Annotated in this window: 19 protein-coding genes; 3 read left to right on the top strand and 16 right to left on the bottom strand. The window is 66.8% G+C overall.

Annotated features, from left to right (window positions below; all coding sequences use genetic code 11):
• Nucleotides 1-46 precede the first annotated feature (46 nt).
• The 13 genes from DVT68_RS11730 to DVT68_RS11670 all read right to left on the bottom strand — a co-directional run bounded on the left by DVT68_RS11730 (nucleotide 47) and on the right by DVT68_RS11670 (nucleotide 8,897).
• Complete coding sequence (locus DVT68_RS11730) at nucleotides 47-1,003, bottom strand: alpha/beta hydrolase family protein (RefSeq protein WP_114825225.1); 957 nt, start codon at nucleotides 1,001-1,003, stop codon at nucleotides 47-49.
• Between the two features lie 35 nt (nucleotides 1,004-1,038).
• Entirely contained in the window at nucleotides 1,039-1,497 is a 459-nt protein-coding gene (locus DVT68_RS11725) for a GNAT family N-acetyltransferase (protein ID WP_114825224.1), read from the bottom strand.
• Complete coding sequence (locus tag DVT68_RS11720; RefSeq protein WP_114825223.1) at nucleotides 1,497-2,663, bottom strand: AI-2E family transporter; 1,167 nt, start codon at nucleotides 2,661-2,663, stop codon at nucleotides 1,497-1,499. The genes DVT68_RS11725 and DVT68_RS11720 overlap by 1 nt, the downstream gene beginning before the upstream one ends.
• Complete coding sequence (locus DVT68_RS11715) at nucleotides 2,660-2,950, bottom strand: hypothetical protein (RefSeq protein WP_114825222.1); 291 nt, start codon at nucleotides 2,948-2,950, stop codon at nucleotides 2,660-2,662. Before DVT68_RS11715 ends, DVT68_RS11720 begins: the two co-directional genes overlap by 4 nt.
• Entirely contained in the window at nucleotides 2,947-3,414 is a 468-nt protein-coding gene (locus DVT68_RS11710; protein WP_114825221.1) for an ABC transporter ATP-binding protein, read from the bottom strand. Before DVT68_RS11710 ends, DVT68_RS11715 begins: the two co-directional genes overlap by 4 nt.
• A 34-nt stretch (nucleotides 3,415-3,448) precedes the next feature.
• On the bottom strand, nucleotides 3,449-3,817 hold the full coding sequence (locus DVT68_RS11705; protein ID WP_114825220.1) for an ElaB/YgaM/YqjD family protein: 369 nt from the start codon (nucleotides 3,815-3,817) through the stop codon (nucleotides 3,449-3,451).
• Nucleotides 3,818-3,905: 88 nt separating this feature from the next.
• Complete coding sequence (locus DVT68_RS11700) at nucleotides 3,906-4,061, bottom strand: DUF1328 domain-containing protein (protein WP_114825219.1); 156 nt, start codon at nucleotides 4,059-4,061, stop codon at nucleotides 3,906-3,908.
• Between the two features lie 132 nt (nucleotides 4,062-4,193).
• Nucleotides 4,194-4,814, bottom strand: coding sequence for a YbhB/YbcL family Raf kinase inhibitor-like protein (locus DVT68_RS11695; protein WP_114825218.1), 621 nt, complete (start codon nucleotides 4,812-4,814; stop codon nucleotides 4,194-4,196).
• A gap of 44 nt (nucleotides 4,815-4,858) precedes the next feature.
• Nucleotides 4,859-5,953: a PQQ-dependent sugar dehydrogenase gene (locus DVT68_RS11690; protein WP_199536030.1), complete on the bottom strand. Its 1,095-nt coding sequence runs from the start codon at nucleotides 5,951-5,953 to the stop codon at nucleotides 4,859-4,861.
• 62 nt (nucleotides 5,954-6,015) lie between these two features.
• On the bottom strand, nucleotides 6,016-6,420 hold the full coding sequence (locus DVT68_RS11685; protein WP_114825217.1) for a DUF3224 domain-containing protein: 405 nt from the start codon (nucleotides 6,418-6,420) through the stop codon (nucleotides 6,016-6,018).
• Nucleotides 6,421-6,548: 128 nt separating this feature from the next.
• Nucleotides 6,549-7,553, bottom strand: a complete 1,005-nt coding sequence (locus DVT68_RS11680) for a YheT family hydrolase (protein ID WP_114825216.1) — start codon at nucleotides 7,551-7,553, stop codon at nucleotides 6,549-6,551.
• Complete coding sequence (locus tag DVT68_RS11675; protein WP_114825215.1) at nucleotides 7,550-8,365, bottom strand: lysophospholipid acyltransferase family protein; 816 nt, start codon at nucleotides 8,363-8,365, stop codon at nucleotides 7,550-7,552. Before DVT68_RS11675 ends, DVT68_RS11680 begins: the two co-directional genes overlap by 4 nt.
• A 55-nt stretch (nucleotides 8,366-8,420) precedes the next feature.
• A complete protein-coding gene (locus tag DVT68_RS11670; protein WP_114825214.1) occupies nucleotides 8,421-8,897 on the bottom strand; it encodes an Lrp/AsnC family transcriptional regulator in 477 nt (158 codons plus the stop codon).
• A 150-nt stretch (nucleotides 8,898-9,047) separates the two neighbouring features.
• Here DVT68_RS11670 and phhA point away from each other — a divergent pair, with 150 nt between their 5' ends.
• Both phhA and DVT68_RS11660 read left to right on the top strand, forming a co-directional pair.
• On the top strand, nucleotides 9,048-9,941 hold the full coding sequence (phhA, locus tag DVT68_RS11665) for a phenylalanine 4-monooxygenase (RefSeq protein ID WP_114825361.1): 894 nt from the start codon (nucleotides 9,048-9,050) through the stop codon (nucleotides 9,939-9,941).
• A 173-nt stretch (nucleotides 9,942-10,114) separates the two neighbouring features.
• On the top strand, nucleotides 10,115-10,732 hold the full coding sequence (locus DVT68_RS11660; RefSeq protein WP_114825213.1) for an OmpW/AlkL family protein: 618 nt from the start codon (nucleotides 10,115-10,117) through the stop codon (nucleotides 10,730-10,732).
• A gap of 87 nt (nucleotides 10,733-10,819) precedes the next feature.
• On the opposite strand, the gene DVT68_RS11655 is transcribed toward DVT68_RS11660, so the two are convergent.
• Both DVT68_RS11655 and DVT68_RS11650 read right to left on the bottom strand, forming a co-directional pair.
• Nucleotides 10,820-11,503, bottom strand: coding sequence for an RES family NAD+ phosphorylase (locus DVT68_RS11655; RefSeq protein WP_114825212.1), 684 nt, complete (start codon nucleotides 11,501-11,503; stop codon nucleotides 10,820-10,822).
• Nucleotides 11,504-11,680: 177 nt separating this feature from the next.
• Complete coding sequence (locus DVT68_RS11650) at nucleotides 11,681-12,079, bottom strand: MbcA/ParS/Xre antitoxin family protein (protein WP_114825211.1); 399 nt, start codon at nucleotides 12,077-12,079, stop codon at nucleotides 11,681-11,683.
• A gap of 139 nt (nucleotides 12,080-12,218) precedes the next feature.
• On the opposite strand from DVT68_RS11650, the gene DVT68_RS11645 reads away from it, so the two are divergent.
• Entirely contained in the window at nucleotides 12,219-12,761 is a 543-nt protein-coding gene (locus tag DVT68_RS11645; RefSeq protein WP_114825210.1) for an SRPBCC family protein, read from the top strand.
• A 23-nt stretch (nucleotides 12,762-12,784) separates the two neighbouring features.
• Here DVT68_RS11645 and DVT68_RS11640 read toward each other — a convergent pair whose 3' ends face one another.
• Nucleotides 12,785-14,017 carry a hypothetical protein gene (locus tag DVT68_RS11640; protein WP_114825209.1) on the bottom strand — a complete coding sequence of 411 codons (1,233 nt, stop codon included), beginning with the start codon at nucleotides 14,015-14,017 and terminating at the stop codon, nucleotides 12,785-12,787.
• Between the last annotated feature and the right edge of the window lie 12 nt (nucleotides 14,018-14,029).

The following is a 14,029-nucleotide window of genomic DNA, read 5'->3' as shown; positions in this document are numbered from 1 at the left end:
GTAAACCGCGATGGGCAAATCTCGGCTGGAAGGTATCCACCGCTCGTTAGTATGCGTTGAACCACGCCGCCACGGCCTGGCGCACGCTGGCGAGGGCTTGCGGATCGGCGGCCCACTGATGGGAGACACCTGGCAGGCGCGTCACCTTCAGTCGCTGCTCGCTTCTGCGATAGAACTTCTGCAGGCTTGCGTCGAGCTCCGTCATGGAGCGCGAATCCATCACCGTGTCGTCAGCGCCCTGCAGAAACAGCAGCGCAGGCGGCGGCACGGTCCCGGCGATCTCGGCGGCATGGCCGGCGGCATCCGTCTGCCGCGCCAACGCTCGTGAGGCAGGCGACCACGCGTAATGATGACCAGTCGCCTGCTCGAAGGCCTGCACGGATGCGGTGAGCCCGGTCGATGGATTGATCAGCACCGCGGCATCCACCGGTTGTTCGCGTTGCGACATGGCGTAGAGAGCCGCCGCGCCGCCGGCAGAGAAGCCCACCAGCCCGATCGCGTCAGCCCTCTTCGCGCATCCCTGCTGCTCCAGCGCCTGCACGACTCGCGGCAACTCATCGGCTGCACCCACCACGATCGGCTCAAATACCTCCAGCCCCACGTCCTTCGCCTGCCGTCGCGCCAGCTCCTTCGTGCCACCCGCAGGCGCCCGCTCACCGAACATCGGCAGGTCCAGATACACCTTTACCGCAGCGACCTCATCGAGTGGCAACGCCTCCATGATCGCGGCGGCGCTGGCGGGTGGCCCAAAGCCGTGCCAGAGGATGATGGGCGGCCTGGTCGTGTGCGCCGGCATGCGCAGGATGGCGGGAACGCCGGCGAGAGTCGCTCGTCGTGTCGCCACGCCGCCGGCGTTCGACGATGGAGCGCAAAGCTGCTGGTCACCGCTTGCGTGCGCGGGCTGGGACCACCAAAGGGACGTCCCTGCGAGCATCAGCAGGAACACGACGACCCGCGTTCGCAAGGGGTTGGTGCGTACCGGCGTCAGTGGTTCGACTCGCATCGGATGTTCCCTTCTGCGGAAGATTTCGCGCGGCGCTAAAGCAGCTTGCGGTACACCACGAATCCCGACTTCTCGGCCACCTTGTCGTAGAGCTGCATGGCGGTGGCGTTGCTCTCGTGGGTCTGCCAATACACGCGCGGTGAGCCGGCCTGTCGCGCATGCTCGTACACGGCCTCGATCAGCGCACGGCCCACGCCCATGCCACGCGCGGCTTCCACCGTGAACAGATCCTGCAGGTAGCAGTTGTTGCCGATGCTGATGGTGCTGCGGTGGTACAGGTAATGCGCAAGGCCGAGCAACTGGCCGTCGCGTTCGGCTACCAGCGCATGCACGGGTTCGTCGGCGTCGAAGAAGCGCGCCCAGGTGGAAAGCGTGATGGCTTCCGGCAAGGCTGTCGCCCCACTGCGTGCGTAGAACGCGTTGTAGCCATCCCACAGCGGTTTCCACGCCTCGAAATCGCTGGGGGCGATGTCACGCACCACCAGCGCGTTCATCAGCGCTGCACCATCTTTGCGAACCAGCTCCAGCCGCGCACGCGTTCCGCCACCAGTTTCGCGCTGGTCAGCATCGGCACGGCGAGCAGGGCGCCCGGGATTCCCCACAGCCAGCCCCAGATCAGCAGCCACAACAGGATGGCGATGGGACTCAGCCGCATGCGGCGTCCCTGGATCAGCGGCGTCACCACGTTGCCTTCGAACGCCGTGATGCCGGCGAAGGTGAGCGCCGGCAGCAGGGCGGAGCCGGCGTCGTTGAAGTTCAGCAGGCCAACCACGGCGAGCACCGCGGTCGTGCTGATGGCGCCCACGTAGGGAATGAAATTGGCCAGCATCGCCACCGTGCCCCACAGCACCGGATCGGGAATGTGGTAGAGCCACAGCATGCCGGCGGTGACCGCGCCCAGGCCGAGGTTGATCAGCGTGGCGGTGAGGATGTAACGCGACACTTCGTATTGAATGCCACGCACGATCGACACCGCGTGGCGCTTGTAGCCAAAGCCGGGCGATGCCTGCACCAGTCGCCGCAGCATCAGATCACCATAGACCAGGAAGAAGAACACCAGCAGCACCACGGTGAGCACGCCGGCGAGCACCTTCGGCGTCGTGGACACCACGTCCCAGGCGGTGATGGACAACGATGGCGGCGTCGCCTGCTGTGCGTGCACCGGCCCGGTCAGGCTCTGCGTGGCGCGATTGGCCGCTTCCAGCGGCTGGATCACGGAGCGCAGCTTGGGTACGAAGCTGCGGATGGCGGTCGGCGCCTCGTGGAACCAACCCAGCGCCGGCTGCGTCAGCATGCCGATGCCGGCGCCCAGGGCGGTGATCAGTCCGATCATCAGCACGCTCGCGCCGAGCCAGCGTGGAACGCCCAGGTTCGCGCAACGCGCCACGATCGGGTTGAGCGCCAGGCCGATGAACGAGGCCAGCACCAGCGGTATCAGCAAGTCCTTGGTCAGCGTCACCGTGTACAGCAGCGCCAGCGTCAGGAAGATGTTCAGCACGATGCGGATGCCACGCAGGTTCCGGCGCGCGCTCTGCGTGCGTTGTACGCGCACCAAGGCCGGCCGCGGCTCGCGCGGCGGCGCCATGGCCTCGGCGGGCGGCGGCGTACGCGCCGCGTCCCCATTGGTGACCGGCGAAACAGGCGACTCAGTGGTCATCATGGCGTGTCGAAATGATCCTGCACGTATTCGGCGACAAGGCGGGCCGCCTGACCAACCACTTCGGCGGCGGTGCCGCCCAGCAGGGCGCCCAGGCCGGGCACGCGCAGCGGATGGACGTCGAACTGGCCGAGCACGAAGCCGGCGCCGGCCGCGACGCCCACCGTGGTCAACGGGTACTGCCGGCCGCGCGCCAACAGGGCGTGCGCCGGCGTCGCCAGCTCCTGTCGAGCCGTCTGTGCGTGATGCCTTGCCGTGCGCACGGCATGCAGCTGCTTGATCAGGCTCATGGCCTGTCCTCCGAACGGGACTCGCCCTGCGGCTCGGTGCGTTGCAGGGTTTCACGCATCATCGCATTCCACTCGCCACGCGTCGCCGGCAGGCTCATCCAGTGCATGCAGCGGCGGAACAGCATGATGGCGCCCACCAGTACCCCCAGCTCCAGCAAAGTCAATACCAGCAACGCCCACACCCAGGAGTCAAACCAGCGGGCCAGCAGCACGCCAGCCAGTCCCAGCAGGGTGATGCCGACACCGACCGCGGCCACGGTGGCCACCAGACCCGCCGCCAGCAGCCAGTGCACGGCGCGGCGGGCCAGTCCAAGTTCGGCCGCCAGCAGGTGCAGTTGCGCGCCAAACAGTTTGCGGAAGGCTTGCCCAAGCCGGCTGATGTCCTCCAGCAGACCGGGCGGTGCAGGCGGCGCCGGCGTCTCGCCGGGAGCCGCGGGCGCGTCATCGCGTCCGGTCTGGTCCATCCGCTGTCCTCAGAGCTGGTTGAGCGTCGTGGTGTCAGCGGCGAAGTATGCGGCCAAGCAGCCAGCCGGCGCCAAGGGCGATCACCACCGACTGTACGGGCTTCTCACGCACGTAGTCGCGCGCGCGGTCCAGCCATTCGTCGGCGCGGTCGATCGCCTGGTCGTAGGCTTCCCGGCTGCGCTCGCGGTATTCATCGGTCTTGGCGCTGGCGCGGGTGGCGGCGTCGGCCGCCTTGTCGGTGGCGCGATGCAGGTTTTCCTCGACGTAGTCGGCGGCGCGCTCGACGGCTTCCTTGGTGCTCGCCACCGCGCTCGAGGTGGCCTGCTTGATGCGTTCGGCGCGTTCCTCGATGCGACCGGCTGCGCCGCTTTCTTCCTCATTCGTCTGCACTTGCTTGTTCATGACGTTCTCCGATGAGGCGGGGGATCACTGTAACCCAAGGCTGCCGGTCAGGCTCTGGCGAAGCCCGAGGGCTTCGCCACGCCGCCACTCAGCTCGCGCGCCGGAAGAAGGCGATCACCGCGAAGATGAGGAACACGACGAACAGGATCTTGGCGATGCCCGCCGCCGTGCCGGCGATGCCGGTGAAACCGAAAAGCGCCGCAATGATGGCGATAACCAGGAAGACCAGGGCGTAGTGAAGCATGATGCGTTCCTCAAGGGCGGGGCAGCGAATCGCCCCGCCGCCATTCACCCACAGGGCATGCCTTGCGGGCGTGAAGAATCGCTCACGGCGCCCACGCGTTGTGGCCCGTTCACGCTCTCCGCGCGCTGCGATTCAGGCCAGCGCCGGATTGAGCGTATAGGTCCCCATCAGCTCGGCTTCCGCGACGACATGGCCATCCATCGCGGCGCGCAGCTCCGCCACGGTGAAGCCATCGGCCAGCCTCAGCGTGTCCACGTCCAGCGCATACAGGCGGAAGTGGTAGTGGTGCAGCAGCGAGTCGTTCCACGGCGGGCACGGGCCGTCATAGCCGAGGTATTCGCCGCGCATGTCCGGGTCGCCAGCGAACCAGCCGGTGTAATCATTCAGACCCTGCACGCTGCCGGGCGGACCATACGGCGCACGCTTGCCGCGCGCCACGATGCCGTCGCTGCAGGCGCCTTCGGCCAGCTCGCCGCATTCCACCGGAATGTTCGCCATCAGCCAGTGCACGAACTCCACGCGCGGCAGGTCGGCCGGCACGGTGCGACCTTCCTTGTTGACGTCGTCGGGCTTGCTCGGCACATCGAAGTCGAGGCAGGTGAGCACGAAGGAGCGCGTCGCATGCGGCGCATCCTTCCATGCCAGGTGCGGACTCAGGTTGTCCGACAGTGCGAACGGCGACGCCCGCTTGCCGAAGGCGAGGCGCGCCGGAATGGGCTGGCCGTGTTCAAAGTTGTCGCTGCGCAGTTGCAAGGTCGTTCTCCTGGAACATGAATTTCGATGAAGCAGGCGTCGCCTCAGGGCTTGCTGTAGGTGACGCGATACACCGCGCCCGCCAGATCGTCGCTCACCAGCAGGCTGCCGTCGGGCAGCGGCTGCACGTCGACCGGGCGGCCCCACGCCTGTTCGTTCTGCTGGAAGCCGTCCAGCAGCGGCTCGTACGAGACGACCTTGTCGCCATTGAGGCGCACGGTCATCACCCGATAGCCGGATTTCTTGGTGCGGTTCCACGAGCCATGCTCGGCGATGATGATCGCGCCCTTGTAGCTGGCCGGGAACTGGCTGCCCTCGTAAAAGCGCATGCCGAGCGAGGCGACGTGCGCGCCCAGCTTCAGCACGGGCGGCGTGTAATCCTTGCAGCTCTTGCCCTGGCCGAACTCCGGATCGAGCGTGTCGCCCTGGTGGCAATACGGATAACCGAAGTGCTCGCCGATGTGGCTGAGCTTGTTGAGCTCGTCGCTGGGCATGTCGTCGCCCATCAGGTCGCGCCCGTTGTCGGTGAACCACAGCTGCTTCGTGCCCGGCTGCCAGTCGAAGCCGACCGTGTTGCGGATGCCGTAGGCCACATCCTCCAACCCGCTGCCATCGGGGTTCATGCGGGTGAGCTTGGCGTAATCCTTGTCCTTGTCGCAGATGTTGCACGGCGCCCCGATCGGCACGTAGAGCTTGCCGTCCGGCCCGAACGCGATGAATTTCCAGCCGTGGTGCGTCTCGGTCGGAAACTTGTCGTAGACCACTTCTGGCGCGGGCGGGTTGTCCAGATGATTCTCGATGTCGCGCAGGACCAGGATCTTGCTGACCGCCGAGATGTACAGGTCGCCATTCCTGAAGGCCACGCCGACCGGGAGCTGCAGGCCGCTGGCGATCACCCGCACCTTGTCCGCCTTGCCCACGCCCTTGCTGTCGGTGAGGGCATAAACCTTGCCGGCGCTGTTGGAGCCGACGAATACGGTGCCCTTGGCGCCCAGGGTGATTTCGCGGGCGTTCGGCACCTGGTCGGAATAGATCGCCACCTGGAAGCCCTTGGGCAGCGTGAGCTTGTCCAGCTGCGGCGAGGCGGCGACGGAATGGGCGACAAGAAGCCCCAACAGGGCGAACATGAACTTGCGCATGGACGGTGTATCCCAAGGGGCGATGAAAAAGCGTAACGCTACTCCGGCTGTCAGGGAAATGCTCAAGGCAGATCCGGCAGCGAGTAGTCGAGTTCGTAGTGGTGTTCGCCGTTGGCCACCTTGATGTCCAGCGTGCCGGCCAGCCCCGCCAGCGCGTCCGTTCCCGAGTCGGGCACGATGGTCACCGATAGCTGCGGCGAGCCCCGATGCATGCTGCCGCTGTGCTGCAGCGCAAAGCTGCCGCGCCGGCCGTGCAGGCTGCCGCTCACCCACTCCATCGCGACATAACCGGCCGAGCCGTCGACGGCCGTGCCCACCGCCAGCATCTGGCCCCGGCTGCTACCTTCGAGGTCGCCACGAAACTGCTTTTCGATGGCGAGTCGACCAACGCCGGGATCGCCCACGCCTTCCTGCGGCGGCTGGGGCGTGATCTTCACCTCGAAGCTTCCACGGGCTTGCCTGGTCATTTCGGCGGCTTCCTCGCATGGGCTGCAGGCACCGTACCACCCTCGGCAGCTCCGCAGCCACGTCAGGCTACCCGTATGCGCTCCCTTGCGTCGGCGCACAGAGCGCGCTCGTACATGTCGAAGGGTGCTCAGTCCGCGACGATCGCGTTGAAGCGCGCGGCGATGTACTCGTCGGTGAAGCTGGTCATGTCCCAACCACGGATGAAGCCGCAATGGCCGCCATAGGCGGCGATGTCCAGTTCCACGTTCGCCGGCAGGTCGAGCTTCTCGAACGCGTCCACCGGAATCACCGGGTCATCGCGCGCGGTCAGGATGGTGGCCGGGACGTGCAGGCTCTCCAACGCGCGGCCTGCCACCGAATAGCCGTCCAGATACGCTTCCAGCGAGCCGAAGTCGGTGTGGCGCGCGACCAGCGATGCGGTCAGGCCGCGCAGGTTCTGCTTCAGCTCGGACAGCTCGAAGTAGTCGCGGTGCGGAAACGCCGCCTGCTTGGCCTGCAGCGAGCGCCGCCACTTGTGCATGAAGTACGCCTGGTAGAACCACGGCGCGGCCTCCTCCAGCGAAAACAGGCCTTCGCGGGGATCAATGATCGGACAGACGGCCAGCGCATAACTCAGCGGCAGGCCCAGGGCGGGCGCACGCATCGCCGCGCGCAGGGCGAAGTTGCCGCCGAGCGAGAAACCCGCCAACGCCATCGGCCGCGTCGGGTAGCGCTGCGCGATGTCGACCAGCGCGTACACCACTTCGTCGATGCGGCAGGAGTGGAACAGCGCCTCGTTGAGGTGATGGCTGTCGCCATGGTCGCGGAAATTCAGCCGGAAGATGTCCCAGCCGTCGGCGAGCAGGCGGCTGCCGGTCTGCAGCACATAAGTGGAGTCAACGCTGCCTTCCCAGCCATGGAACAGCACGGCCAGGCCCCGCGACTGCGGTATCGCCTTCTGCGCGGTATAGGCGCCGGTCAGGCGCACGCCGTCGCCGCCATTCACCAGCACCGGCTCGGCGCCGTCCTGCACGACCTGGGCGGCCCTGGGCAGCATCAGCCGACGCACGCCACTGGAAGAGAGCATGGTCTGCAGGTGGCCACTGCGCAGCGGCCACGGCGGCAGGAAATCCTTCCCCCTCGGCAGACTCATGCGTTGCCTTGGCCCGGCTTGTCTTCCAGCGCCAGCGCAATGCGCTCGCGGGCCAGCTCGGCCATGCGACGGCGCGCCTCCGGCGTGGCGGGCGCCGGCTCGAGGAAGTGCACCTCGGCGTCCTGCGGCGCATCGCCGAGCAGGCGCAGGAAGTTCTGCATGAAGTTCTCGTGCTCGCGGAAACCGGTGTCGATCACCCGACGCCCGTCGCGCGCGAAGCGCAGCGCCACCGGCTGCACCGGAACCTCGGCGTCCAGCGCGGCCTGGAAGATGCGCGCGTGGAACACCCGCAACACGCCGTTGTGGCCAGTGCCGCCTTCCGGAAACACCGCCACCGAGCGGCCGCCGCGCAGGCGCTCGACCATCAACTGCATCACCGCCGCCAGCGAATGGTTGCTGCCGCGGCGATGGAAGATGGTGCCGCCGCTGGCGGCCATCCAGCCGACCAGCGGCCAGCGGGCGATCTCCGCCTTGGCGACGAAGCAGACCGCGCGCTGGCTGTGCAGCAGCACGATATCCAGCCAGGAGGTGTGGTTGGCCACGAACAGCACCGGATCGGCCAGCGGCTTGCCCACCCGCACCGAACGCAGTCCGAAGATGCGCAGCAGCGCGGTGGACCACCAGCGGATGGTGCGGTGCGGGAACGGCTCGCGGCCATTCTTCATCACCGCATGGCGCCCCCAGCTCAGGATCAGCGAGCACAGCAGCACGCCCAGCACCACGTGCAGCAGCAGCAGCGGCACGCGCCAGACGTAACGCAGGGGTCGCAGGATGTCCCGACGAGCCGGGGCGGAAACGGTGTGGGTGTTCATCAGTCGGGTTAGTTTAGCGTTAGTGGCATCCCTGCGCCCCGTGTCGCGCCTCCCCTCAGCGCTCCAACTGGGCCAGCGGTAAAGCAGCCGAACGCTTCACTGTACGCAGGACAAAGCTGGAATTGACGTCGCCGACGCCCGCGGCGTTCAGCAAACGATCAAGCAGGAAGCGCGAAAAATCCTGCAGGTCAGTCACATAGACGTGCAGCAGGTAGTCCATGGCGCCCGTGAGCGCATAACAGGCCACCACCTCGTCCCAGCCGTTCACCAGTTCCACGAAGCGCTCAACCGCGGCGCTCTCATGCTTGCTGAGCTGCACCCTGACGAAGGCCTCCAGGCCCAGTCCTACCGCCTGCGGATCCACCTGGGCGGTGTAGCCCGTAAGAATCCCCTCGGACTCCAGCCGCTGCAGGCGACGCAGGCAGGCCGACGGCGACAGGCTGACGCGTTCCGCCAGGTCGGCGTTGGTGATGCGGCCGTCGGTCTGCAGGACGGCGAGCATGCGCAGGTCGATCCGGTCCAGGTTCGCCATGGCAAGGAAACTCCAATGATGTTCGCGATCGCGCAAGATTATTGCTCTGCAGCGTGTTAATGGAGCAACAAAACAATCATCGTGCGCGGCATCGGCCCTATGCTGGGCCATTCCGAGCAAGCCGACGGCTGCCGCCGCCAGGAGCCCAGCATGAACTCCACCACGCCACGTCGCGTCGAACACCATCAGACCGACCGGGGCTATGTGCCGGTGTACGCCACCGGCGTGGTCGAGCAGCCCTGGGCGGACTACAGCCGCACCGATCACGAGGTGTGGGACACCCTCTACAAGCGCCAGCGCGAGCTGCTGCCGGGCCGCGCCTGCCAGGAGTTCCTCGCCGGCGTGGAGCGCTTCGGCCTGGGCGACGGCGGCATCCCCAAGTTCGCCGACCTGAACAAGGTGCTCGGCACCACCACCGGCTGGGAGCTGGTGGCGGTGGAAGGGCTGCTGCCCGACGAGGTGTTCTTCGACCACCTGGCCCACCGCCGCTTTCCGGTCAGCTGGTGGATCCGCAAGCCCGAGCAGTTGGACTACCTGAGCGAGCCGGACCTGTTCCACGACCTGTTCGGCCACGTGCCGCTGCTGCTCAACCCGGTGTTCGCCGACTACATGCAGGCCTACGGCCGCGGTGGCATGAAGGCGTTCGCAATCGGCCCCGAGGCGCTGATGAACCTCACGCGCCTGTACTGGTACACGGTTGAGTTCGGGCTGATCAACACGAAGGAAGGCATGCGCATCTACGGCGCGGGCATCGTCAGCTCCAAGGGCGAGTCGATTTACTCGCTGGATTCGCCGTCGCCGAACCGCATCGGCTTCGGCCTGGAACGCGTCATGAGTACGCGCTACCGCATCGACACCTACCAGCAGACCTATTTCGTGATCGACAGCTTCGAGCAGCTGTTCGAGGCGACCCGCCCGGACTTCACGCCGATCTACGCGGCGCTGGGCGAGCAACCGGCGCACGCAGCCGGCGACGTGCTCGACTCTGATCGCGTGTTCACGCGCGGCAACCGCGAAGGCTGGGCGACCAACGCCGATACCTGAGCACACGCGCCCGCAACACCTTCGAAGGCCCGCCACTGGCGGGCCTTTTGTTTTGCGCGCGTCACCGCCTGCGTCCGTATGCCCTAGTGCGACATGACCCAGGTCAAGAGTGAACAACGAAATCCTCACGAACATCACTTCACCCCACGTTGACAACTACAGGGATGAAACCGATGAAAGTCCTGCTCCCCCTCGTGATCGCCGCCGCCCTCGGCGCCGTCGCCGCGCCTGCCGCCCATGCCGATACCAATGACAATTGGGTGGTGCGCTTCGGCGTCCACGCCGTCGATCCGAAGAGTGACAACGGCACGCTGGCCGGCGCCCGCGCCAGCATCACCACCAGCGTGCGTCCGTCCGCCAGCCTCGAATACATGTTCACCCCGAACCTCGGCGTGGATGTGCTCGCTGCCTGGCCGTTCCAGCACGACGTGAAGCTCTCGGGCCTGGGCAAGGTCGCCCAGACCAAGCAGCTGCCGCCGACGGTCGGCCTCAACTATCACTTCCTGCCGGACAGCGCGGTGTCGCCGTTCATCGGCGTCGGCCTGAACTACACCAACTTCTTCGACACCAAGGGCGCCGGCGCGCTCAACGGCGCCAGCGTCAGCATCGCGAACAGCTGGGGTGTGGCCGCCCACGCCGGCCTCGACGTCAAGCTCAGCCCCAAGTGGATCTTCACCGCCGACCTGCGCTGGGTCGACATCGAGAGTGACGTGAAGGTCAACGGCGCCAAGGTCGGCACCGCCAAGATCGACCCGCTGGTCTACGGCGTCAGCCTCGGCTATCGCTTCTGATCAAGGAAGTCCGGCATGGACGCCGGAGCACGGGCCTCCTGTCATGGGAGGCCCGTTTTTTTTTGGCTGACGCGAGGCGCGCTCGGCTCAGCCGCGCTTCCACTCGTCGACCGTCAGCACCTGGGCGATGCGCCGGCCATCCCAGCGATACATCAGATGCTGCGCCTGCGTGCACGGCGCCACGCGATCGGGATAGAAGATGGCGACGCACTCGCCGCCGCGATGGCGCACGCTGTCGTAGACCAGGCCATCGGAACCTTCATTGCGCAGTCGCCGCGCCAGCGCGACACCGGCGGCGTAGTTGTCCGGGTCGTGCACCGCCTTCCAGCCGCCGCGCAGGTCATGCAGCTTCGCGTGGATGCTGGTGCGATAGCAGCGCATTTCGATGTCGCACGCCGGCTCCGCGGTGGCCGCGAGAAAGCGCTCGCGGTGATACACGGTTTCCTCCACCGCCGTGGCGACGCTGTGACCGGCATAGAACACGCCCCAGCTGCCGTCGGAAAAACGACTCCCTTCGGGATTGAGGTGGGTGAACGCCGCCATCACCGGCGTCGTGCCGGGCCCGCTGATGCGCCTTTCCTTGGGCACCAGCTGCAACTGGCCCATCTCCTGGCGCAGGCGCGGATTGGTCAGCGCCTCGATCGCATAAAGCGCGTCCAGATCGCCCGGCTCCGCAATGCGGTCGAATACGCCGACCGGCGGAAAGCGGCTGGGCACGATGCGATACGCCTGGCTCCAGCGGATGCGTTTGAGCGGTGGAATGTCTGCCATGACGAGTGCAACTCACGCGGTCTGCCAGAGGATCGAAGTATCACGGGTAGGTGTATCGCCCGCTGCGACCTGCGCCGCAGCGTGGCCGTGGCCGGGGCCGGAAGTGGATGACCGTGTCAGGGCCACGAGCTCGGGGGTGCCCTGATCGCGCACCCGGTGCGCTGCTACAGGAGTCGATCAGCCCCAACCGCGCTGGGCGTCCAGATACTGGCGCACCACATACAGGTCAGCGACGTTGCCCGAGAGCATGCGCTCCAGCGCCGATTGCCCACCGAACAGCGCCGCCTGATTGGGACGGTGGATCCAGCCGTCCGCCTGCTGCGGATCGGGAAACAGAATTTGCAGGTCCTTGAAGATGCCCAGCAGGTAGCTGATGCGCTCGAGCGTGTCGCGGCCGAGCGTGCCCGACTGCAGGCGCTTCCACTTGTAGAAGGTCGATTCCGGCGGATCGCCCAGCAGGCGGCGCTGGTCGGCGATGCGCAGGTTCCAGTGCTCGGCCAGATTGAAGAAGGCGCGCAGCGCGGGACCGCCCAGGTCGGCGTCGGGGATGCTTTCAGGCTGGAGATGAGCAGCCATGGCGTGACTCTCCCAGTGAAGTTATAGATGACTTTACTCCACTGGTACATTTCTCGCCAGTGACCCCCTCGTCCGTTCGGCCAATACAGCCGGCTGCCCCGCCGCCGCATACTCCGCGCGCTCGCCGGGAGGAGATGCCATGCGTATCCAAACGTTTGCCGCTGCGGTCCTGTTGTCCCTGTTGGCCGCCGGGACGCACGCGGCGGTGACGAAAGCAGCGCCCGACCAGCTGTTGATCCAGGACACACGCACCATCCATGCGTCGCCCGAAAAGCTTTACGCCGCGCTGGTGGACATCGGCCACTGGTGGAACGGTGAGCACACCTACTCCGGCGACGCCTCGCACCTGAGCCTCAAGGCCGAGGCCGATGGCTGCTTCTGCGAGCGCTGGGGCAACCAGAGCGTGGCCCACGGCCGCGTGATCTGGGCGGCGCCCGGGCATGTCTTGCGGCTCGATACCGCGCTCGGGCCGCTGCAAGGCATGGCCGTGCAGGGCGTGATGACTTTCACCCTCAAGCCGGCGCCCGAAGGCGCCAGCTTGCAGTTCGAGTATCGCGTCAACGGATCCAGTGGCAGCGGACTGGACAAGGTCGCGCAGCCCGTCAATGAGGTGCTGATGGAACAGCTGCAGCGATTGCAGCGCTATGCGGAGACCGGCGCCGCGGCGCCCGCCAAACCCTGACGCCGGCGGGCCGATCGTGGCCGCTAACCGCAGCCGGCGAGTTGCAGCCAGCGCAAGCCAAAGCGCCCCGGATGCAGGCGCACGCACACCACGTCACCACGATCCACCGTGTCGTAGTAGGCGCGGGGCACCGCGATGCGCTGCTCGTCGATGGTCGGGTTCCAGCGGGCCAGATGGACGTAGTAGGTGGTGCTCTTGCCACGGCTCACGTCCTTGCCGGTCACCGTGGTCTGGAACACCTGCGGCTGGGCCTTGTCCCACATCGCGTCGGTGAGGGCCAGCAGGCTGCCGCCCCAGATCACGCAGAACGGCAACAGGATCAGCGCGCCTCGCCAGCGCTTCCCGCCCTGGTCGGGCGACGCGCTGGGCGCGGCCAGCACGGCGACCACCAACGGGACACTGAGCGCCAGCGCTCCGCCCCACAGGGGACTGAGGTCGACCAGACTCACGTCGTGCAGCGCCCGCATGGCCAGGGCCAGCGGCGGCATCAACAGGAGCGCGGCGACGTTCGGCCGCACGTCGCCGGCCCGGCCATCGAACTTGAACAGGCCGGGCTTCAGCCACACCAGCGCCACGCCCACCCACGGCGCAAGGGCGGCGCTCGCGATGGCCAGCTCGTAGGGCCTGGGGAACGCCACGACCCAGAACAACAGCACCGTCGGCAGGAACGCGATGCCCTTGGCCAGCTTCTGCGCCTTGGCCAGATTCGCCAGCCGCTCCTGCGCGTTGGCGCCCAGCGACGGATCGTTCCGCACTTCGGCCAGGGTCGCCGCGCGCTCCTCGCCATCAAGATCCGGCAAGGCGTTGAACCAGGCATGGAAGCGGTCGTCCAGGCCGAGCGAGGAACCATCGATGGTCAGCGGGCGTCCGCTGACCGGCACGATCTGCTTGTAGCTCGCGTTGCGCCCCTGCACCACGCGCCGCCCGCGAATCTGCGCACGTGAAAGCCGGCGCGACACGAATGGCCTGCGGACGGCGATCGCATCGCGCTCCAGCGTGAGGCTCGCCGTCCATGCGTAGTAGACGCAGTAAAACGCCAACGAGAACGGGATCAACGAGAACAGCGCCAGCACGAAGATCCCGGAGGGATCGGGGCGGTTCTGCAGGGTCGTGGCGCCGATCAGCGCGCCGCAACCGGCAAAGAACAACGCCAACACCACCATGGTGATGCGCCACCCCGTGGTCACCTTGTAGACCACGGGATAGCGGATATCCCGCTGCCAGTCCTGCCCCAATACGCCTGCCGTGTCCGTCATGCCCTCGACCCC

This window comes from Dyella solisilvae (assembly GCF_003351225.1).
Lineage (GTDB): Bacteria > Pseudomonadota > Gammaproteobacteria > Xanthomonadales > Rhodanobacteraceae > Dyella > Dyella solisilvae.
Note: the sequence above shows the minus strand (reverse complement) of the source record. Positions and strands in the feature narration are given on the sequence as shown.

Bases quoted from the DNA above. Each gene is read 5' to 3' on its own strand.
- DVT68_RS11730 (WP_114825225.1), bottom strand. From the start codon at position 1,003: ATGCGAGTCGAACCACTGACGCCGGTACGCACCAACCCCTTGCGAACG.
- DVT68_RS11725 (WP_114825224.1), bottom strand. From the start codon at position 1,497: ATGAACGCGCTGGTGGTGCGTGACATCGCCCCCAGCGATTTCGAGGCG.
- DVT68_RS11720 (WP_114825223.1), bottom strand. From the start codon at position 2,663: ATGATGACCACTGAGTCGCCTGTTTCGCCGGTCACCAATGGGGACGCG.
- DVT68_RS11715 (WP_114825222.1), bottom strand. From the start codon at position 2,950: ATGAGCCTGATCAAGCAGCTGCATGCCGTGCGCACGGCAAGGCATCAC.
- DVT68_RS11710 (WP_114825221.1), bottom strand. From the start codon at position 3,414: ATGGACCAGACCGGACGCGATGACGCGCCCGCGGCTCCCGGCGAGACG.
- DVT68_RS11705 (WP_114825220.1), bottom strand. From the start codon at position 3,817: ATGAACAAGCAAGTGCAGACGAATGAGGAAGAAAGCGGCGCAGCCGGT.
- DVT68_RS11700 (WP_114825219.1), bottom strand. From the start codon at position 4,061: ATGCTTCACTACGCCCTGGTCTTCCTGGTTATCGCCATCATTGCGGCG.
- DVT68_RS11690 (WP_199536030.1), bottom strand. From the start codon at position 5,953: ATGCGCAAGTTCATGTTCGCCCTGTTGGGGCTTCTTGTCGCCCATTCC.
- DVT68_RS11685 (WP_114825217.1), bottom strand. From the start codon at position 6,420: ATGACCAGGCAAGCCCGTGGAAGCTTCGAGGTGAAGATCACGCCCCAG.
- DVT68_RS11680 (WP_114825216.1), bottom strand. From the start codon at position 7,553: ATGAGTCTGCCGAGGGGGAAGGATTTCCTGCCGCCGTGGCCGCTGCGC.
- DVT68_RS11675 (WP_114825215.1), bottom strand. From the start codon at position 8,365: ATGAACACCCACACCGTTTCCGCCCCGGCTCGTCGGGACATCCTGCGA.
- DVT68_RS11670 (WP_114825214.1), bottom strand. From the start codon at position 8,897: ATGGCGAACCTGGACCGGATCGACCTGCGCATGCTCGCCGTCCTGCAG.
- phhA (WP_114825361.1), top strand. From the start codon at position 9,048: ATGAACTCCACCACGCCACGTCGCGTCGAACACCATCAGACCGACCGG.
- DVT68_RS11660 (WP_114825213.1), top strand. From the start codon at position 10,115: ATGAAAGTCCTGCTCCCCCTCGTGATCGCCGCCGCCCTCGGCGCCGTC.
- DVT68_RS11655 (WP_114825212.1), bottom strand. From the start codon at position 11,503: ATGGCAGACATTCCACCGCTCAAACGCATCCGCTGGAGCCAGGCGTAT.
- DVT68_RS11650 (WP_114825211.1), bottom strand. From the start codon at position 12,079: ATGGCTGCTCATCTCCAGCCTGAAAGCATCCCCGACGCCGACCTGGGC.
- DVT68_RS11645 (WP_114825210.1), top strand. From the start codon at position 12,219: ATGCGTATCCAAACGTTTGCCGCTGCGGTCCTGTTGTCCCTGTTGGCC.
- DVT68_RS11640 (WP_114825209.1), bottom strand. From the start codon at position 14,017: ATGACGGACACGGCAGGCGTATTGGGGCAGGACTGGCAGCGGGATATC.